This window comes from Ruminococcus sp., assembly GCF_016287535.1.
GTDB lineage: Bacteria > Bacillota > Clostridia > Oscillospirales > Ruminococcaceae > Ruminococcus.
Window position 1 is genome coordinate 58,670 of the sequence record NZ_JAEFAJ010000006.1, and the last position, 21,238, is coordinate 79,907.

The following is a 21,238-nucleotide window of genomic DNA, read 5'->3' on the forward strand; positions in this document are numbered from 1 at the left end:
TACCACATTTTTTCTGATAATGCAAGTTCCGGAACAAAATATTAAAACCACAATAACAAAGAAGGCTGCACGTTTTCAGTGCAGCCTTCAATGATTTAAGAAAGAAAATGTGATAACTTCGAGAATACAAATTAACCCTTTACACCGCCAAGTGCAACACCTTCGATGATATACTTGGACAGACAGAAGTATGCGATAAGGATCGGAACTACTGTAAGGAACAGTCCGAGATAAACTGTACCGTACTCTGTCTTGTACGAGTCACCTTTAAGAAGTGAAACCATCTGAGGCATTGTGTACTTTTCCATTTTAGTAATGAGAACCTGAGGCATAAACAGCGAGTTCCAGCTGGTAACGAAGGCGAATATTGCCTGTGTAGCCATAGCTGGCTTCATCATAGGCAGAACGATCTGGTTAAAGATCCTGAATTCACCTGCACCGTCAATTCTTGCCGACTGGAGGATCTCCATCGGAAGAGACGGTATCATATATTGCCTCATAAAGAATACGACTGTTGGTGCGGCTATTGCGGGAAGTATAAGAGGGAAGTAAGTATTTGTCCAGTGTATCTTATACATCATATGATAGAAACCGATACTGGATACCTGTGCAGGTATCATAAGTATAGCCATAATGAATGTAAAGAATGGTTTTCTTAATTTCCAGTCATATGCAACAAGTGCAAAAGCTGTCATTGTTGAGAAATAAACAGTCAGTGCCGTTGTACAAACTGAGATAAATAATGAATGTTCAAAACCCTTAAAAGGATTGAAGTCCTTACCATTGAGGTAACTCCAGTTTATTCTGAGGTTTGAACCCGGAATAAGTGATAGAGCGTGATGCTGAATCTCTCCTGAACTTCTTGTTGAGTTGATTATCATAATAACAAAAGGGAACAGACTGAGTACAGCAAGGAGAATACAAACCGTATAGGCAACTATCCTGAAAGCATAGGTACCCGGCTTTTTATTTACCACTGCCACTGGTTTACTCCTCCTTTCATAGCTCTTTTAGCTTCCTTCTTTGCTTTTTTAACTTCCTTATCGATCTTGATCTGATCCTTATCACGCATGATAAAGAAGAGAATAGCTGACAATACTGCTATCAGCAGCCACATCAGCATACTTGCAGCTGATGCTCTGTTGTACAGATATCCAACCTCAAACGCCTGATTATAGATAAATACAGCCGTCGTAAGCGTCGCTCGGTCAGGACCGCCGCCATTGTTGAACAGGAACGGGATATCGAACATATTGAGACCGCCGACAAGGCTGGTAACCAATGTGTAAAGCAATACAGTCTTTAAGTTTGGTATAGTGATTCGGAAGAAGGTCTGAACACCATTCGCACCGTCGATCTGAGCCGCTTCATAGATATCAGGGCTTATACCAAGTACACCTGAAATAAGAACGATCATTGTATTTCCGTACCATATCCAGAACTGGATAAACGCAACAATCAGCTTTGATGCTGTTTTGTTTACAAGGAAATAGAATGGTTCTTTAAGTAATCCCGTAGACTGAAGAATATCATTGACCGGTCCTACAGGATACTGGAAGAAAGTCCTGAAGAGGATCGCAACTGTTGCAGCTGTAATGATGTTCGGCATATAGAAAACGACTTTAAAGAATCCTTTTCCTTTTATCTCATTTGTGTGTGAAGTAAACCACGCAGTAAGGAGAAGGGCAAGGGATATCTGAGGGATAAAGTTAATGATCCATATAACAACGGTATTCTTCAGGGAGATCCTGAATGATTCATTTTTGAGGATCATTTTGTAATTATCCAGAGGATGATCAAGGAAATGGAAATTGTCCAGACCTGTGGCACCCTTACAGTCGGTAAAACCGAGGATAGCTGTATATATAGTGGGATACAGCGTAAAAATCAAAAAAGCAACAACAAAAGGAATACTGAATAGATATCCATATTTTGAATAACTAATACCCTTGAGCTTCGTTTTCAAAGCCGTAAGCCTCCTTTATTTTTTGAAGAGGGCTGTACCGCAGAATTGCGGTACAGCTCCTAAGAAAATTATTCTACATCAAGGCCAAGGTTATCAGAAACTGTTGTCTTGAAGTCCTTGATAGCCTGATCTCTTGTCTTCTGACCAGATGTGTACTGACGAACCTGATCACGCCAGTAGCTGTTGATCTTCTCATCATACTGTGTGAGGTTTGAACCGTCTGCATAATCGTTTGCAGGTACGAATACATCGAACATATTCTGTCCGCCGAGGAAGTCGAGCTTACCGTCAGACATTTCCATTACTGTTGTAGAAGAAACAGCGTCCTTTGTTCCGCCAGGGCCGTTGAATGTTCCGTTAGCCCACATATACTGGAGGCCGTCCTTTGTGCAGTCAAGAGTTACCCACTCAAAGAACTTAGCAACAGCTTCCTTCTTGCTCTCAGGAAGATCCTTGTTAGCAAGGAGCCATGTACCGCCCCAGAAGAAGCCTACAGGTGAATTACAGATTGCCCAGTCACCGTATGTACCGATTGATGTATCGAGCTCCTTGATAGGATTGCCGTCTGCATCTGTCTCTCCTGTATCCTTCCAAGAACCACTGTTCTCAGCAAGTGTGTAGTTGATGAGCCAAGCAGGTCCGAAGTAACCGAATATCTTCTTGGGTCCTTCGTCTCTCATATCAGCCTTCCAAGGCTCCTGCCAGTCTTCTGTATCGTTGTGGTACTGGTTCTCCTTGAGCTTCATAGAAAGATCGAGGAAGTTCTCACGCTTCTGGTCGATGTGGAGCTTGCCGTCAACAACCCAGCCTGCGTCAGAGCTGTTCTCAACTGCGTGCCAGAGGTCACCGTCACCAGAGATGATACCGTAGCCCTTATTCTTGAGCTTCTCAGCAGCCTCGAAGAACTTATCCCAGTTACCTGAATTTGAACCGATCTCCTTCTCTACTGTCTCACGCTCGTCTGAACCGAATACGTCCTTAGCGATTGAACGTCTGTAGATGAAAGCACCGCCTGTAGCCTGATAGTTAAGAGCAACAACATCGCTGTTGTCTCTTGTACCGAGCTTAACTGCGTAATCAGCTGTCTTTGCAGCAGCAATACCGCCGTCAACGTCGATTCCGAGATCCTTGTAAGGCTTTGCAAATGCCTTCATATCGCCCTGTGTATATCTTACAACGAAAGCAGCTTCTGCACAGTAGATGTCAGGAGCATCCTTGCCGCCAGCCTGAAGTGCCTTATCAAGAGCAGGCTGATATGCGCCGTCTGTTGTAGGAATGATAGAAGGCTCATATGAGTACTTTGCAGCAATGTCAGGATTGAGTTCGAGGAACTTCTTTAACATATTTGGAACTTCATCTGTGAAGGACCAGATGTTAATAACTTCCTTTGTACCGTCATTGCCAGTAGCCTTTGTTGTAGTCTGCTGATCGCCGCCTGACTTGGTTGTAGTGGCAGTGTTGCTTGAGTTGCCGCCATTGCCTTCGTTGCTGCCGTTGTTACAAGCAGTAAGTGAAGCAAGGATTGCAAGTGCTGAAATGACCGATAATGCTTTTTTCATATTCTTGACCTCCATTTGAAAAATAGATTTAATTTCCATCAGTCTTTAATTAAAGGCTGAAAAGAACATTGTTAACGATAGACTCCAACATTTCCTGTCTGCCGCTTGAGAGTGAAGCTGTAACCTCTCCCTTTTCAAGAGCATACTTTTCAAGAGATGCAAAGTCTGCCTTGCCTGCAATGATATCTGCACCAATGCCTGTGTTCCATGAAGCGTATCTGTCAGCAACGAACTTGTCGATACGACCGTCATCGATGAGCTTGAGAGCTGCTCTGAAGCCGAGTGCAAATGCATCCATGCCTGCGATGTAGCTGTAGAAGATATCCTCAGGAGTAAAGCTGCCTCTGCGAGCCTTAGCGTCAAAGTTGAGACCGCCGTTTGTGAAGCCGCCTGCCTTGATAACTTCGTACATACACATTGTTGTATCATAAATGTTTGTCGGGAACTGGTCTGTATCCCAGCCGAGGAGCATATCGCCCTGGTTAGCGTCGATCGAACCGAACACACCGTTGTCTCTTGCAACACGGAGCTCATGCTGGAATGTGTGCTGAGCAAGTGTAGCGTGGTTAGCTTCGATATTCATCTTGAAATCCTTGTCAAGACCGTACTTTCTCAGGAAACCGAGAACAGTAGCTGTATCGAAATCATACTGGTGCTTTGTAGGCTCCTTTGGCTTGGGCTCGATGTAGAAATCACCCTTGAAGCCGATTGAACGTCCGTACTCAACAGCCATCTTCATGAGACGGGCCATATTGTCGAGTTCAAGGCCCATGTTTGTATTGAGGAGAGTCTCGTAACCCTCACGACCGCCCCAGAATACATATCCGTTACCGCCGAGCTTTACTGTAGACTCGATAGCTTTCTTGATCTGTGCAGCAGAGAATGCAAATACATCAGCAGAAGGAGATGTGCCTGCACCGTGCATGAATCTCGGATGATCGAAGCACTTTGCTGTACCCCAGAGACACTTCTTGTCGCCCATAGCAGACTTCATATAGTCTGTAACTATGTCGAGCTGAGCGTTTGTATCCTTGAGATTACCGTACTCAGGTGAAAGGTCACGGTCGTGGAAGCAATAGTAATCGATTGAGAGCTTATCCATGATCTCTGCAGCAGCGTCGACCTTAGCCTTTGCTCTTGCAGCGGGATCGCTCTGTCCCCATGACTTGTCTGTTGTACCGCAGCCGAACATATCTGTTCCGTCGCCGCCCATTGTGTGCCACCAAGAAAGTGCGAACTTGAGGTGATCGCGCATCTTCTTGCCGTTGATCATTTCATCAGGGTTGTAGTACTTGAATGAAAGAGGATCTGTACTATCCTTACCCTTATACTCGATTTTTCCGATGTTGCTGAAAAATTCCATTTTATCCTCCATAATGTTTTATAAATTTATTTTCAGAGTAGTGCATTTCTTACCTGTCAGCTTTTCACTGAGCTCGTCGGGCTGTGAAGTTCCTGCGTAGAGGGTGAACTCACTGCCTTCCTTTACCCACTCGCCCTTTTCATTGACTGCCATTGTTGACCTTTCGGGAAGAGTGATCTTTACGATCCTGCTCTCGCCCGCGTCAAGTGCGACTCTCTTGAAGCCGCATAGGCTGTGGTTGGGAACTGCGTTCTCCGAATAACCTTTTATATAGAACTGAACTACGTCCTCTGTTGCGCGTTTGCCGGTATTTGTAACCTTTACTGAAACAACTCCGTTTTCAAAGCTGAGGTCGGAACATTCTGTCTCCGAGTAGGTCAGTCCGAAGCCGAAGGGATAGAGTATATTGCCCTTGGCGTATCTGTATGTACGGTTCTTCATGCTGTAATCCGAGAAATCAGGCAGCTTTGAAGCGTCCTCATAGAATGTTACAGGGAGCTTGCCGGAGGGTGAAGTCTTGCCGAAAAGGATATTGGCAAGAGCTCTTCCGCCGAGCTGTCCGGGATACCATGCGTGGATAATTGCGTCGCAGTCAGCTTCAACATTTATCGCACTGCCGGCAGCGGTTACTATGATAACGGGCTTTCCTTTAGCCATGACCGTCTTAACAAGCTTTCTCTGTGATTCGGGAAGTCTCAGGTCGTTCTTGTCGCCTGATGAGAACTCATTTCCTGTATCTCCCTCTTCGCCCTCGATAGTGGCGTCGAGTCCGACAACAAGTACCACAAGGTCAGAGTGCTCTGCGATGATCTCAGCTTCTGCGAGTCTGTCGTCAGGAAGACCGAGCTGCATACATCTGTCCTTATAGAGATGACATCCCTCGGAGTAGATGACTCTGCCGTCGAATGCCTCACGGATTCCTCTGAGGAATGTGACATATTCGTCAGCCCTGCCGTTGTAGTTGCCCTCAAGTGCGGGAACGCTGTCGGCATTTGGTCCGATAACTCCGATAGTCTTGTATTTGCCCTCTGCAAGAGGTAAAATACCGTTATTTCTGAGAAGCACCATTGAGCGCTCCGAACATTCAAGGGAAAACTTCTTGTGCTCATCGCAGGCAACGATATCATAATTGAGTCCGTCAAATTCTGTTGACTTGTCAAACATACCGAGCCTTACTCTTGTTCTCATCAGCTTGATACAGGATCTTCTGAGATCCTCCTTGGTGATGAGTCCTTCATTATATGCGATAAGAAGGTGAAGATATGTATTGCCGCAGTTGAGGTCGCAGCCTGCTTTAAGAGCCATAGCCGCCGACTCCGGAGCGGTCTTTGTAACTCCGTGATTTGTATGGAAATCTCTGAGAGCCCAGCAGTCGGATACAAAATGACCGTCAAATCCCCACTCGCTGAGCTTGCTCATAAGAAAACTGCTTGCGCAGGCAGGTTCGCCGTTCACACGGTTATACGCACCCATTACGCTTTCAACCTTTGCTTCCTTTACAAGTGCTTCAAAAGCAGCGATGTATGTTTCGGTCATGTCCTTCATGTTGGACTTTGCGTCAAATTCGTGTCTTGTGGCTTCCGGACCGCTGTGAACTGCGAAATGCTTTGCACAGGCAGCTGTTCTGAGAACCTTTCCTTCTCCCTGAAGACCTTTTGCGTATGCAACGCCGAGTCTGGAAGTAAGGAACGGATCCTCACCGTAGGTCTCCTGACCTCTTCCCCATCTTGGGTCCCTGAATATATTGACATTTGGCGACCAAAGGGTAAGTCCCTTGTATATATCACGGTCGCCGTGTGCTGAATACTCGTTATACTTGGCTCTTGCTTCAACAGAAGTTATCTCTCCTGCCTTATGCACAGCCTCTTCATCAAACATTGCCGCAAGACCGATCGTCTGAGGGAACATTGTTGCTGTTCCTGCTCTTGCGACTCCATGTAAGCCTTCGCTCCACCAATTGTAAGCCGGTATCCCCAGTCGTTCCACCTTCGGCGCATCGTACTTGAGCTGTTCAGCCTGTTCTTCGACTGAAAGCCTGTCCGTAATGTCCTCGGCTCTTTCAAGTGCGGATAATGCTTCATTCATGTATTTTTCCACAAGCATTCTCCTTTCATATTATATTTTGCTTACAAATTCTTCTATAAATTTTTCAGGAGAACCGCCTGTGTCGGATATCTCCCACACTTCCCTGATAGACGCTGTCTCACCGGGCTGATAGCTTTTCAGCTCGCCGAGTATCTCGCACTCAAGGAACAGATCGTTGGTATAAGTTTCAAAATTACAGCAGAAATCGGGATAAACGATCTGTTTATAATCATCGAAGCTGACTTTGAGCACCTGGCTGTCCTTTATATAAACTATCTTCTTGTCTGTAACATTGAATCCTGCCTTGAACGGCTTTTTTTTCTTTGAATCCTGTTTCAGGAGAGCATATTTGTTGTTCAGCTCAAAGCGTTCGTCCTTTATATCGGAATAGCTCCAGAGCGCCATTGTCCTGTTCGGAAGGAAACCATTGTCATCACGGCACAGCGGGATTATTTCGGTCCCTCCTGCCGCAAGGCCTGTAACCGACCACGGAGCGTATTCAGCAGGTTTATCAGAGCAATTGATGATCCTGTTTTCAATTATGACCGAATTTCCTTCGCCCATTGTGACCACGATCTCAAACTGCTTATCAAATTTTGTCATTGCAGGTCTGAGAGTGAGCACACCGTTATCGAAAAATGACTCGATCCTTGTATTGTCAGGGAGATAAGTTTCAGGCATGACCTCCGGCGCAGACCAGATACGGTGTCCGCCGTAAGCGTACCACACGCCATAGCCGTTGTTTATCTCATAAAAGTTCCTGTCTATATCCTCAAAGAGCATATTTGCGCCGTTTGAAGCACCGAAAAAAACTATTCTCGGCCCAACATCAACAGTAGCTATCAGTTTTATCCTGCCGTTATCGAGCCAGGCACACCTTCCATAGTTTTTATAATCGGATTCTTTGTAGTTAACAGACATCATATATCACCTTTCGTTTACTCTGTAAATATTATAATACACTTAAACAATTAATACTAATCAAATATTGCGGCTTTTTTAATAGTTTTTACTCAGGAATTGCTAACATTTTCAGTTTTTTACCCAACCCACTTTACAAATGACATAAATGTAGTGTATAATATAGCTGAAAATATCGGTATTTGTGATGGCGACACATCTACCGGAACGGGTATTAATATGTTATTAACATTTATTATTGATTATAAGGAGGTCAGTCATGATTAAAAATCTGTCAGGCGATTATGAGACAGTTGAGTATGAAAATCAGCGCTTCGTACTATTATATGATAATGACGAAGTGGAAGAATATCCCACTCACTGGCATAACGCCGTAGAAGTCATAATCCCTCTTCACAATGGCTTCACAGTTACAGTAGGCGGAAAAAATTATCATCTGAATGAAAAGGAGATAATAATAATACCGCCGGGCGAGCTTCACTCGATGCCCGCTCAGGAAGGCAGACGCATCATTTTCCAGTGTGAGAACAGCATTATAAGCGACGTTCCCGCCCTCGAAGCGCTCACGCCTGTTTTTTCGGCTCCGTTCCACATAACCCCCTCTCTCAGCAAGGAGCTCTACGTATTATCGAGGAAGAACATACTTGATATCTATTCTGAATACTATTCAAAATCAACTCTTGCAGACGTAAGGATATATCTTTCACTTGTAAACATACTCGCTGCTGTGCGCGAATATCAGCTCACCATTGCCGCCGACGCTTTCTCGAACGACGTTGCGGGACGCGACGACACACGAAAGTTCGGAATGATAATGAAATACATCAATCAGAACTATATGGAGGAGATCCCCCTTGAAAAGATCGCTTCCATAGCAGGTTACAGCAAATACCATTTCTCAAGGATATTCAAGAAATACAATAATGTTTCTTATATACAATATATAAACAGCAAACGCATCAAAGCCGCAGAACGCCTGCTGATCGATCCGAATCTCTCTGTAACGGAGGTGGCGATGCGCGCAGGTTTTGCAAGTCTCACCACATTCAACCGTGCATTCAAGAAAGCCAAGAACTGCACTCCGACAGAGTTCAAGACTCTTTACAAAATATCAGACCATACATAATTATACATCAAAAGCGCTGAAGTATCAATACTTCGGTGCTTTTTTTCTTATAAACTTTTATATGCATATATACCAAAAGGCGGTACTATCGTACCGCCCTTCAGCTTTATGTATAATGGAAGGATGTTATCTTAATGACAAACACTTACTGCTTGTTGTAGGTCGCCCACTGGTAACGTGCCGTAAGAGGAGTCTTTCCGTTATAGTGATTCAGCCACTCGTCAACACCTCTGCCGGGCCATGTGTTCATCATTATCTTTCCGGGTGTCTGAGGAATGTTGCTGTTTGCTGTGTAAACAGGCTTTCCGTCAACATACCATGTAATGTGATCGCGCTGCCAGTCAAAGCCGTAGGTATGGTAGCCCTGAGAAGCGTCGAATCCGAGATTGTACATGAACTCGTGATTGCCCTGACCATTGGTATAGTAGTTGAACTGTACCTTTGTAGTGTCCTTTCCGAGTATCTCGATATCTATCTCGTCCCACGGATTATTGTCGGAAGGACCTGTATAGGTGAAGAATGATGATACTACTCCGTCATTCTTTATTGCCTGCATGGAAGTCTCATAGTAGCCGAAGCCGTAGAAATCATTGGTTCTATACTCAGCGCCGGCGTAATTGTACTTGCCGCTGTAGTCCTTGTCTATGCTGAGTGTAAGAGCGCCGTCCTTGAAAGCGGTCTGTGACTTGTACCAGCCGCAGTCAAAGGGATCGCCGTTCTCCCAGCCGTCGGAAGCAATGAAGTAGCGTGATGAGCCCTTTCTGAAATCGTCAGCCATAGTAGCTGAAGTATTCATAGCTGTACCGTAGTCTGTCAGACCTGAAGCTGTCTGACCTGACTGCTGGTTATTTCCGCCCTGCTGACCGTTGTTTCCCTGCTCCCAGGGATTCTGCCACTGATTATTGTTGCCCTGCTGCTGGTTGTTACCGCCTTGCTGCTGGTTATTGCCGCCGGAAGCTCCGTTCTGATCATATGTTACCCACTGATAGTAAGCTGTGAGAGGAGTTTTTCCGTTGTAGTGATTCAGCCACTCATCAACACCTCTGCCGGGCCATGTGTTCATCATTATCTTGCCCTTGGTCTGGGGAATGTTGCTGTTTGCTGTGTAAACAGGCTTTCCGTCAACATACCATGTAATGTGATCGCGCTGCCAGTCAAATCCGTAGGTATGGAAACCCTGTGAAGCGTCGAAACCGAGATCGTACATCTTCTCATGGTTGCCCTGACCGTTTGTATAGTAATTGAACTGTACCTTTGTAGTATCCTTGCCGAGTATCTCGATATCTATCTCGTCCCACGGATTATCGTCGGAAGGACCTGTGTATGTGAAGAATGATGAAACAACACCGTCATTCTTTATTGCCTGCATGGAAGTCTCATAGTAGCCGAAGCCATAGAAATCATTGGTTCTGTACTCAGCGCCTGCGTAATTGTACTTGCCTGAGTAGTCCTTATCTATCGAAAGTGTAAGGTAACCCTTGCCGAGAGAAGTCTGTGACTTGTACCAGCCGCAGTCAAAGGGATCGCCGTTCTCCCAGCCGTCAGAGGCTATGAAATACTTTGACGAACCGTCTCTGAAATCCTCAACCATTGTAGCTGAGGTATTCATAGCAGTTCCGTGATCCTGGATAGAACCGCCCTGCTGACCGTTGTTTCCCTGCTCCCATGGGTTCTGCTGCTGGTTATTGCCGCCCTGCTCCCACGGGTTCTGCTGCTGATTGTTTCCGCCGCCCGAAGCGCAATTATTATCGTATGTTACCCACTGATAGTAAGCTGTCAGTGGAGTATTTCCGTTGTAGTGATTGAGCCAGCCGTCAACGCCTCTGCCGGGCCATGTGTTCATCATTATCTTGCCCTGAGTCTGAGGGATATTGCTGTTTGCCGTATAAACGGGCTTTCCGTCAACATACCATGTGATGTGGTCGCGCTGCCAGTCAAAGCCATAGGTGTGGAAGCCCTGTGAAGCGTCGAAACCGAGGTCGTACATCTTCTCATGGTTGCCCTGACCATTGGTATAGTAGTTGAACTGTACCTTTGTGGTGTCCTTTCCGAGTATCTCGATATCTATCTCGTCCCACGGATTATCGTCGGAAGGACCTGTATAAGTGAAGAACGATGATACTACTCCGTCATTCTTTATTGCCTGCATGGAAGTCTCATAGTAGCCGAAGCCATAGAAATCATTTGTCCTGTACTCAGCGCCGGCATAGTTATACTTGCCGCTCTTGTCCTTGTCTATTGAAAGTGTCAGACAGCCCTTGTCAAGAGAAGTCTGTGACTTGTACCAGCCACAATCAAAGGGATCACCGTTCTCCCAGCCGTCGGAAGCAATGAAATATTTTGACGAACCGTCTCTGAAATCCTCGACCATTGTAGCTGAGGAATTCATAGGAGTACCATAATCAGTTATATTCAGCTTTGGAGCTGTTGTAGTTGTAGTAGTTGTCGTTGTAGGAGGTGTTGTAGTTGTGGTGGTAGTAGTTGTTGTCGTGGTCGTTGTTGTGGTAGTTGTAGTAGTCGTGGAGGTGGTAGTTGTTGTAGTATTATCTCCGCTGTTCGGCAGATAGGATTCGGGAAGCTCTTTTATGGTATGCAGAAGATACTTCTGTATCGAAAGCGCATCCGTACTTGTAAGGTAAGAACCGTTCTCATAAACGTCCGCGTTTCTTATGCCCTGTTCTGTTATACGGTTTGCGTCTGTACCGTTAACACCATACTTGTTTGGATTCGCAAGAGCCTGCATAACAATTACAGCGTCGCCCATATCAACTGTACCGTCGCAGTTTGCGTCGCCCCACAAAGTAACGCCGTCAGCTGCCGTAGCATTGAGCGTCATTGCAGTTAAGGGATAGGTCATCAGCGCGCAGGCTGCAAAAACTGCGGCACAGCGCTTGAATGTATGCTTTTCCATAGTCTGCCCTCTCATTCCGTGACAAAGGTCACTGTATAAATTCTTTTTTATTGAAACAGAATATGCTGCAACACACGAAGCTGCTGCGGCACATCATGTTACATTCTGTGTACTTCTGCGGAACTCCGACGGAGTATATCCGGTCTGTTCCTTGAACTGCCTTGCGAAATGAACATAACTGTGATATCCGCTGCTTGCGGAAATATCATTTATATTCATATTTGTGGTCGAAAGCAGCATTTTCGCGTAACTCACACGGCTCCTGACAAGATCCTCTATGAAAGTCATGCCGAAATGCTTTTTGTAAGCGTGCTGGAAAGCCGACCTGCTCATACGTACTTCATGGGCTGTACTGTCCACTGTACGCTGCTCATAGGGGCGGCAGTATATCTTGTTGCGAACGGTCGATATAAGCTCGTACTGGGTACTGCGCCTGCCGGAGATACTGTTCTGATTTTTTTCCTTTATCTTTATGAACATTAGCTTCATAAACAGCTCTGCCGACTTCGCCCTGCAAGGGTTGTCCGAATATCTCTCATAAGCTATGGATTTTACGCAGTAGCTCAGAAATTCCAGAGGCATTGGCACAGGCGTTTCAAGCGGAAGCTCCATATTGCGGAACTCCTCTTCTTCGGCGAAGCTTTCAAAGTCGAAATGGACCCAGTCGTTCTCGAATACATTCAGCGGAACGCAGCGGTAACGCTGAGGTCTGCCCTTAGGATAGATAAACACCGTGCCTGCAGGCGTAAGCATCTCCCTGCCGTCTATCTCAAACACAGCAGGAGTACGCACAAGCAGAAGCAGATAGTCACCGCTTCCCTCCGGTCTGTCTATAAAAAAGTCTGCGTCATGGCAGTGATCAAAGCCCACATTATTAATTATCATTGTCATTTCTCCATTTTCTGAATTTCAGTCTATGACAGATTACCGATTCAACAGTTATGAACCTTTTTATTCATTGTGTAGATTATAACATTATCAAATCTGTTTTTATATTATTTTATTGTCAAATTTGGCAATATTATGATATCTGCACAAAATGTTATCCCCCGTTTCACTTTGATACTCTTACAGAATTTTTTGTCATTTACCGTGTGAGACTTTTCAGAAAAGTCAGCTCACCGTTAAATATACATTATATTCCATACGGGTATCAAAGCTGTGCGAGGGATATATAGATTTATTTATTCTCTTTCATAAAATCAGGGAATTTGTAACGCTTCTTGTATTCCTTCGGCGTTACGCCAAGATACTTCTTGAATATCTTGATAAAATAGCTCTGAGAGCTGAAACCGAGAAGGTTGCTTATCTCCGAATCGGTATACTCTGAAAAAGTCAGCAGATTTGCCGCTTCCTCAGCCTTCGTCTTGCTGACATAGTTGCTGAAGGCAATACCGGTTTCCGACTTGAAAAGACGTGAGAGGTATGCCGGACTTATCTTCAGGAAATCAGCAGCGTCCTCTATCATTATCTTTCCGTGGAGGTGGTCGCTTATGTAATCCAGGGCTCTTACGATCTGCTTTGAGTAGATACCGCTGTTGCGCACTCTTCTCATATGGCGTGTATAGCCCTCTATCATTTCCTGATGTACAGCGTGGACTTCGTCCGCAGTCCTGCATTCGTCAGCCTTCATTATATATATGTCACTAAGATTATAAGCTTCCTCAAGAGTCATGCCGCTGTTGATGCAGAATCTTGCGATCAGTGCAGCCGATATAGAGAAATGGTACTTCAGATTCCTGAGAGGATCCTTGCTGAGTATACCGTAGCCTTCACTGCACAGCGGAGTGGCAAACACCTTCACAAGCTCGATATTTCCGGAGCAGATACTCTCATAGCAAGCGATCTCGCGGTCAAAGGGCGCGTGCTCAAAGCCTTCCTCACGTTTAAGGAAAAGATGGGATGATATATACTTTTCGGTATAATCGCTCATTCATGTCACCTCACTTCATGGTACTATAGTAATATTATAACATTAAAATGTGAACTAATCAAGCACGATATGTTACTTGAATCAAGCTCACCATATCATTTATGGTGAGCTTGACAAAAAGCATCTATGTTATTATGTACCTGTTTCGTGGAAGAAGTAAGGCAGTGCGTCATAGACATAGTGTCTTACGTATCCCCACCAGTGAGTTGCTCCGGGAGCTACCATGAAGTAGAAGTTGCCCTTTGAGAAGTCAGAGGTATATACGAACTGGCTCATTTTCTTCATTTCCTCTATCTGAGGATTAAAATTCGGATATGCTATATCTTCTGAGCCCGTAGCCGCAAAGATGAAATACTGATTTTTCTTGAATCCCGACTTGTCAACTGCATCTGCTATCAGCTTTGCTCTGTCATAAGCAGAATTAGCGTCACGGTTCTCACCGCTGAGAGGCATATAGTATCCGACGATGTCAAGACAGTTCTCTAATACAGCCCATGTTGAAATCGAGCCCATGGAGAAGCCGCCGTATGCTCTGTGCATTCTTGAAGCCTGCAAAGAGCTCTGTGAGGTATCCTTCTTTGCGTAAGTGGAATACTTGCCCTCAACGAAAGGTACTACGCTCTGACGGAACTCGCTGTAGAAGCGTCCTGCCTCAGTCTTGTTGAATGTAGGGAATACAACGATAAGAGGCTCAAGCTCACCGTTCATGATCATATGATCCAACATATTCTGAATCATTGTATCGTCCTGGGCGATAAGAGTGTTCTCGTTCTCTCCGCCGCCGTGCATGAGATAGAATATGTTGTACTGCTTGCTGGCATCGTAGCCGTAGGGCAGGTAAACATTCAGGTTGTTTCCGCCGTTTATACCGTTGTAGCTCTCCTTAACAACCTTTCCCGCCTGCTGGCAATTGTTGAAGTAATTGCCGGGAGCTTCCTTGTACTGCTTATTTGAGTCGTAATCGAAAGGAGTTACCTGAGGTTCAGGAGTATTATCCGGGAATTCCTTTATCTTGCCGAGAACGAATTCCTGAAGGAGTATCAGGTCGTTCACCTCAAACTCCGTGCTTCTGTCAACGTCTGCAAGCTTTACCAGCGAAGTGTCCTTGCTGCCGCTGAGGATAAGCCTTCTTGCAGCGCTTACGTCCAGCGCGTTTATGCAGCCGTCCGAATTGATGTCGCCAAGTATGGACTGTCCCCCGACAGCTCCGTCTATGGACGTGCCTCCGGCAGCTATCGCCACATCGTCTACATAGAAGCTGGTGTTGCCGGATTCCGACTCGATGTATATGTATATATCTGAAGCGCCTGAGGGCACCGTGAAGCTCTTGTTCGCAAGCTGAGCCCACTTTCCCTTCATGGGAGAAGCATTGGCTATCTTTACATAATTTGTACCGCTTCCGTCGCTGTACTGCATGGTGAAATAGAACTTCTCGGAATCGCTTCCCTCGTTCTGCATCACATTAGCGCTGAAGCTGTAGGTCTTGCCCGCAGTCACATCTCCGTCGATACTTACAGTAGCACCGTTCCACGAATCCTCTCTGCCTGAGCAGTAGAGAGAGCCGCTGCCCTGGAAAGCCTCCTTTGACGAAGCGCTTACAGAAGCGCTTCCTCTGCCTTCCCAGTTATCGTCGCTGCCCTCAAAGGTCCAGTGCCTGATATAGCCGTCGGGATCGTCAGGCTTTACGGTCGTTACAGTAGTTGTAGCCGTTGTATTATCATCCGGCGCTGTAGTAACAGTTGTGGTTACTGAAGAAGATCCGCCCTCTCCGCCGAACTGCCACCAGTCCACATTGAACAGGTAATCGTTTCCGCCGGTGAACTTGAAGTAAAGGTCATGTTCTCCGCTGGCGCCGCTTACTGTGCAGGATACCTCCTCCCAGCTCTGCCAGCCGCCTGTTCCCGGAACAGAACAGGTACCTATCTTCTTGCCGCTGAGACCGTCGAGGTATATCTCGATATCGCCGCCGTTGCCGCTTGCAGCAACGCTTGCGGTAAACTTGTCGGCACCGTTTCCGAAGTCAACGCCGCTAACCTTGACATAGCTGCCGTTGCGGATATTGGAGATGTTCATTCCACCGTTGTCGCACTTCTCCGTCTTGACTCCTGATGAGAAGCATATAGTCTCAGCCTCTACCCGCTTGTAGGGATCAAGAGAAGCTATTTGCTTGGGACCGGATTTTGTGGGTGATATAGTCGGGATAGAGCCGTCCGAGCCGTACTGGAACTCGTCAACGCAGACACTTCTGTCGAAGTCTCCGCCGCCGGGAAGGCTTGCGTCATGGTAGAAGAGGTAGGAATGTCCCTTGAAATCAATAACGCCAGGATGATTTGTGAAGCAGTTATGCTTCTTCATCACCTGTCCGCGGTAGGTCCACGGACCCGTTGGCGAAGGAGCTGTTGAGTAGCCTATGCTCTCCGAGCCCTCACCATTGTAGAACGCAGCAAAAACGAGATAATAGAGATCGCCGCGCTTATAGAACCACGGTCCCTCACCATAAGAGGAAGCCTTTCCTCCTCCGGGACCGAAGGTAGATGAATTCATATTGAAATTACCGATCTGACCGTCGAGAGTAACCATGTCCTCCTTCAGCTTGACGTAGTAGCAGGTGGGATTTCCGAACATGAGCCATGCCTGACCGTCGTCGTCGATGAACACCGTCGGGTCGATATAGTCCCAGTTGGGACCGCAGAGCGGTTTGCCTATTGCGTCCTTGAAAGGACCTGTCGGCGAATCTGCTACAGCAACGCCTATACCTCTTCCGCCGCCGTTTTTGTGCTCAAGAGTCACATAGTAATAGAACTTACCGTTGCGTTCTATACACTGTGAAGCCCATGCGGTGTCCTCCTTGCCCCACGTGAAAGAATTCCACGAAAGCAGCATACCGTGATCTGTCCAGTTCTGCATATCCTGGGAGGAATAGCAGTGCCAGTCGGGCATATAGTAGAAGTCTGAGTTGTCCTTGTCGCGTCCTGTGTATACATATACCGTATCATTATACACCATCGGCGCGGGGTCTGTGCTGTAGATAGTCTGGATACATGGATTGTCAGCCATGACCTGAGTTACCGGGACTGTTGCCAGCGCTGTGCATGACAAAGCTGCAGCAGTCACAAATGATAAAAGTTTTTTCATAAGTCTGCCCCCATTTTAATTTTTTGGATTTGCTTTTTATTATTTCCCTTCGTTTTAACTGTGAACTTTCGACGGTCAAAGTTCACAATTTCTTTATATTTTATTAAATTATAATGTATATTTATCAGCCCATTATACCAAATTTTTGTCAAAAATGGTAATATTTCTACCACAAATATCATTTTTGCGCTAAACATATCATTATTTGCTATCGAAGCAAAAATATCTATACATTGCTATACTTTTGTTCATTTTTTTCCTAATTTATCGGGAGATTCGCGTTCAGTTACCTGCCGGATACGCTGTTATTCCTCCCGCAAAAAGCCTCTATTTTTTTCAACACACAAGCAATTTTTGGCACTGTTGACAACTTTTCACAAGTTTTGGCTTGCATTTCACTTGTTATTCATATTATAATATAGGTAGCGATAATGGGGGAATTTTCGCCATTATTGCTTACTTAATGATACTTTTTTGGTATTCATGTAAAGGAGTGATATAATGGGAGCCAAAAAAATCCGCAGGATAATCAGTGGCTTTGTTTCAGCACTGATGCTCCTGTCCTGTATACCGTTCACAGCTTCTGCAGCTGATAAGACTAAAAGAGGCATGAGCGGTCAGTACGACTATGAGATGTGGAACAAGGGCAGTATCGGAGAAGCTGATATGGAAACTGATACCAACTCGTTCACCTGCTCATGGAAAGATGTAGAGGAATGCATTTTCTGTATGGGCAAGAATTTCGACTCACAAAAGAAGAGTTCCCGTCAAATATCCACGAATTGGCGTACAATTGATTATGAGGTGGATTATTTCCCTAAGGGCGATTCCTTCATGGCTGTTCACGGCTGGACAAGAAATCCTCTTGTTGAGTATTACATCGTCGAGGCATGGGGAGCTGTCAAACCTTCTCCAATGTATTCAACCGCCGAGGACTGCGGCTCATACATAATTGACGGCAATACCTATGACCTGTACAGGAATATGGTCTATAATCAGCCCAGTCTTGACGGAACGACATCATTCCCTCAGTACTGGAGCATACGCACAGAGAATCCGGTAAATAACAACCAGAACAACCATATCGAGGGTGATGTCAGCTTTTGCAAGCATTTTCAGACCTGGGAGCAGTTAGGACTTGATATGTCGGGAACTCTTTATGAAGTGTGCCTGTATTTTGAAAATCATCACTCCAGCGGCTCGGCGGACGTGAATAAAATCCTGTTAAGCGGACATGAATCTTCCACCCCCGTACAGATAATCAGATTCGGTCCAAATTCATATAATCCGCGGCTGAATTTTACCAACATCTACGGTTATTATTACATATACAATTTTGACATTGCTCCTATCCTTGACTGGTCCCCCTACTATGACTGCAGTATGTCAGTATCCGAAAACGGCTACTATGGAAGCGCAAACGATAAATGTGTGCTCGTATCCGACCGTATAGAGGAATGGGACGGTCCTGTCTTGCCAATTTCCCACAACTTCTTCCCCGGCGATACTATCAGCTTCGGCGCGGCGGTAAAACAGGATACAGAAGAAGCGACAGATTTTATACTCACAGTCATGTATACAGACGAGAACGGTTTCGATAAGTTCGATGAAGCTGCCGCAGTCAAAGCAAAAAAGGGCGAATGGACTGATCTTTCAACTACCTCATATACAATTCCAGAGAGAGCACAGAATACCACTATCCGTATCGAAACGACCGGCAGCAATACCGATTTCTTCGTTGACTACGCTTACGTAGCCGAAGGCGGAGTACAGTCCTATATGAGCAAACTTAACGAACAAAGGCATGATAACGAAGGAGCAGCAGGCGATCTGAACGATGACGGCGTTGTTGACGTATTCGACCTTGCTCTCCTCAGAAGAATGATGGTCAATCTTCTTGCAGGCATAGGACAGTATTCTCACAGAGCTGATATAAACTCTGACGGCATAGTAAACGTAGCAGATCTTGTGTCTCTTCAGAGATACCTTCTCGGCGCAGGAAGCTTCTCCGGTAACCCGACAGGAACAACGACAACAACGACAACAACAACTACTACAACGACAAAGACAACTACTACCTCTTCTAAAACAACCAAGGTAAATAAAACTACAGCTTCAACAACTATATCATCAGTTACAACTGCAACATCTGCCGCAGAATCAAAAGCTTCTTACGACTTCAAAGCAAAATATGTAAGCACTGACGGAAAAAATGACACCTCCTATCCCCAGACAAAGATAATAACAAGCCGCGAAAAACTCGACAGCTATATAGCCGATTACAAAGCTTCCTTAATGGAAAAGGCTTACACCTCGGAAACATATTATTCACAGCTCTATTCGGAAGATATAAAGGAGTATACCGAAGAATGGTTCGGCAGTCACAAACTGGTAATGGTACTTTTGCGTGAATTCATGTCAGCTCCTGACTGTCACAAGGTTACAAATGTGACAAGGAATAAAGTGGAAATAGACCGCACACTTAAAATGGGCGATACGGTTATCTCCTACTGGCATATCTTTATCGAAGTGGACAAGGACGCAGATATCAGTAATGATTTTGAAGTCGTTATCACTGATACCACAAACCCTGAGGATCATTCTTTTGGTTCTATAGCGTAATTAATACTCAGCAGTCAAAACAAGCATGATATAGTTAATAAATAATCCCGGAAGCAGAGCGCCTCCGGGATCATTTTTTTCATTATTCATTCCGCAGCTTTTATGACAGCCTTCTTTATGGCTACAAGATCAAAAACGTCAACATTTCCGTCCTTATTGAGATCTGAAGCCTCATACTGCTCCTTGGTGAAGCCCTCCGACTTGTTCAGCAGATGATCCTGCAGGATCACCACATCGGATATATCCAGCTTCTTGTCGGCGTTAATGTCGCCTGCAACAGCCGTTTCTGCTGCTGTACCGCTTCCCTTGCCTATTATGAAATCGCTTTTCACCAGCTCGAACTTCCCACCCTTTTCGTCCTCGGCAGTTATCTTGTAGGTATAATCACCGTCGTTCAGGGCGTTGAAAACGATATTGCGGTCAAAGTAGGAAGAGAGATCATATTTCACAGCATTGGGCACAGCCTCCGCATACTGGCTGGTGACCTCTCCGCCTCGGAAATAAACGCCGCCATAGACCTTTGTGATCTTGAAATTCGACGTAATTACGCCCTTAATCGAAAAAGCACTGCCCTTGGAAATAGTTCCCGAAGGAGATGTGGCACCTGCTATCGTCATACCCGACTTGAGCTCGGATTTGAGCTGCATATATGCCATTGAAGCGTAGCCCTTCTTGCCGTTGTATTCAACATGAGCCCATTCGCCGTTGCCCTTGGTCACGGTAAACTCAGCGCCGGCAGGTATCTCTCCGATCACAGCTGACGTGGTATTATGTCCGGCTCTGATATTGAGGTATGTCACAACGCCCTTGGTGGTATACGCTCCTGCACAGTCATCGGTACAGCTGCACTCAGGCTCAGCTGTCGTCGTTGGCGGAGCAACTGTCGTACCGCCTCCGGCATTGTCGGAATATGTAAAATAACTGAGCGGATCATAGTAGGTACGTGCCGGCCAGCCTGCCTGCAATGTATCGCAGATTCCGAAATGCAGGTGATTTCCGGAGGAATTTCCCGTACTTCCAACCTGTGCGATGATATCGCCCTGATTGACAGCCGCTCCCGCACTGACAAGAAGCTGTGAGGCATGGGCGTAGAAGGTATATACTCCGAGGTCGGAATGGTAAAGTATTACCATATAGCCGTAGCCGTCCTTCCAGTCCGCTGAAATGACCTTTCCGCCGTAAGCGGCAAAAATGCTGCTGCCGCCGTCTGCTTCAATATCAATACCGTTGTGATATCCTGAAACATCGTTCACATTTCTTGAACCGTCAAAATATGTGGTGATATTTTTGAATCTTGATTCGGTAGGCCATACTCCAAAAGCTGCCGCATGGACATTTTGGCTGAAAGGCAGCCAGAGCTGAGCAGTAAAGACAAGTGCTGTTATAACAAGGAAAGCCGCAGCTCTCCTGAAAATATTTTTCATGATAAAATTACTCCTTTTGCGTAAAAGCGTAAATTTCTAATACATATATTACCATATTTCACACAAAAAGTCAAACCGGATAAGTAAGCCGGAGCAAAACGCTGTATCAGCGGCTATATCTTCTGCTCTTGACAAAATAGTGAAAAGAGGGTAAAATTATATTGTCAGTATATACTAACCTAAGGAGCTGAAT

The 21,238-nt window shown here is 45.6% G+C and carries 13 protein-coding genes and 3 pseudogenes; 2 read left to right on the top strand and 14 right to left on the bottom strand.

What is annotated here, in order from left to right:
* Positions 1–131: 131 nt before the first annotated feature.
* The 6 genes from QZZ36_RS04385 to QZZ36_RS04410 all read right to left on the bottom strand — a co-directional run bounded on the left by QZZ36_RS04385 (position 132) and on the right by QZZ36_RS04410 (position 7,897).
* Positions 132–983: a carbohydrate ABC transporter permease gene (locus QZZ36_RS04385; RefSeq protein ID WP_295077406.1), complete on the bottom strand. Its 852-nt coding sequence runs from the start codon at positions 981–983 to the stop codon at positions 132–134.
* Positions 971–1,966 (bottom strand): sugar ABC transporter permease, encoded by a 996-nt coding sequence (locus QZZ36_RS04390; RefSeq protein WP_295077409.1) that lies wholly within the window; start codon positions 1,964–1,966, stop codon positions 971–973. The genes QZZ36_RS04385 and QZZ36_RS04390 overlap by 13 nt, the downstream gene beginning before the upstream one ends.
* A 68-nt stretch (positions 1,967–2,034) precedes the next feature.
* Complete coding sequence (locus QZZ36_RS04395) at positions 2,035–3,525, bottom strand: carbohydrate ABC transporter substrate-binding protein (RefSeq protein WP_295077414.1); 1,491 nt, start codon at positions 3,523–3,525, stop codon at positions 2,035–2,037.
* Between the two features lie 49 nt (positions 3,526–3,574).
* Positions 3,575–4,888, bottom strand: coding sequence for a xylose isomerase (gene xylA, locus QZZ36_RS04400; protein WP_295077416.1), 1,314 nt, complete (start codon positions 4,886–4,888; stop codon positions 3,575–3,577).
* A gap of 18 nt (positions 4,889–4,906) precedes the next feature.
* The gene (locus QZZ36_RS04405) at positions 4,907–6,985 is read right to left on the bottom strand and encodes a glycoside hydrolase family 3 C-terminal domain-containing protein (RefSeq protein ID WP_295077419.1); all 2,079 of its coding nucleotides are present in this window, start codon (positions 6,983–6,985) and stop codon (positions 4,907–4,909) included.
* An 18-nt stretch (positions 6,986–7,003) separates the two neighbouring features.
* Positions 7,004–7,897 carry a hypothetical protein gene (locus tag QZZ36_RS04410; RefSeq protein ID WP_295077422.1) on the bottom strand — a complete coding sequence of 298 codons (894 nt, stop codon included), beginning with the start codon at positions 7,895–7,897 and terminating at the stop codon, positions 7,004–7,006.
* Positions 7,898–8,153: 256 nt separating this feature from the next.
* Here QZZ36_RS04410 and QZZ36_RS04415 point away from each other — a divergent pair, with 256 nt between their 5' ends.
* On the top strand, positions 8,154–9,020 hold the full coding sequence (locus QZZ36_RS04415; protein WP_295077425.1) for an AraC family transcriptional regulator: 867 nt from the start codon (positions 8,154–8,156) through the stop codon (positions 9,018–9,020).
* Between the two features lie 145 nt (positions 9,021–9,165).
* On the opposite strand, the gene QZZ36_RS04420 is transcribed toward QZZ36_RS04415, so the two are convergent.
* The 7 genes and pseudogenes from QZZ36_RS04420 to QZZ36_RS04450 all read right to left on the bottom strand — a co-directional run bounded on the left by QZZ36_RS04420 (position 9,166) and on the right by QZZ36_RS04450 (position 16,999).
* Positions 9,166–9,816 carry a glycoside hydrolase family 16 protein gene (locus tag QZZ36_RS04420; protein ID WP_365685649.1) on the bottom strand — a complete coding sequence of 217 codons (651 nt, stop codon included), beginning with the start codon at positions 9,814–9,816 and terminating at the stop codon, positions 9,166–9,168.
* Between the two features lie 162 nt (positions 9,817–9,978).
* Positions 9,979–10,566, bottom strand: a pseudogene (locus tag QZZ36_RS04425) (glycoside hydrolase family 16 protein); the annotation flags it as partial.
* 204 nt (positions 10,567–10,770) lie between these two features.
* Positions 10,771–11,346, bottom strand: a pseudogene (locus QZZ36_RS04430) (glycoside hydrolase family 16 protein); the annotation flags it as partial.
* A 279-nt stretch (positions 11,347–11,625) separates the two neighbouring features.
* Positions 11,626–11,946, bottom strand: a pseudogene (locus QZZ36_RS04435) (dockerin type I domain-containing protein); the annotation flags it as partial.
* A gap of 78 nt (positions 11,947–12,024) precedes the next feature.
* Complete coding sequence (locus QZZ36_RS04440) at positions 12,025–12,816, bottom strand: helix-turn-helix transcriptional regulator (protein ID WP_295077428.1); 792 nt, start codon at positions 12,814–12,816, stop codon at positions 12,025–12,027.
* Positions 12,817–13,111: 295 nt separating this feature from the next.
* Positions 13,112–13,864: an AraC family transcriptional regulator gene (locus tag QZZ36_RS04445; RefSeq protein ID WP_295077431.1), complete on the bottom strand. Its 753-nt coding sequence runs from the start codon at positions 13,862–13,864 to the stop codon at positions 13,112–13,114.
* 132 nt (positions 13,865–13,996) lie between these two features.
* A complete protein-coding gene (locus tag QZZ36_RS04450) occupies positions 13,997–16,999 on the bottom strand; it encodes a family 43 glycosylhydrolase (RefSeq protein ID WP_295077435.1) in 3,003 nt (1,000 codons plus the stop codon).
* Positions 17,000–17,500: 501 nt separating this feature from the next.
* Between QZZ36_RS04450 and QZZ36_RS04455 the strand changes: the two genes are divergently transcribed.
* The gene (locus QZZ36_RS04455) at positions 17,501–19,621 is read left to right on the top strand and encodes a glycoside hydrolase family 11 protein (protein WP_295077444.1); all 2,121 of its coding nucleotides are present in this window, start codon (positions 17,501–17,503) and stop codon (positions 19,619–19,621) included.
* An 86-nt stretch (positions 19,622–19,707) separates the two neighbouring features.
* Here the strand turns inward: QZZ36_RS04455 and QZZ36_RS04460 are convergent, their stop codons facing one another.
* Positions 19,708–21,045, bottom strand: coding sequence for a peptidoglycan DD-metalloendopeptidase family protein (locus QZZ36_RS04460; protein WP_295077453.1), 1,338 nt, complete (start codon positions 21,043–21,045; stop codon positions 19,708–19,710).
* Positions 21,046–21,238: the final 193 nt, after the last annotated feature.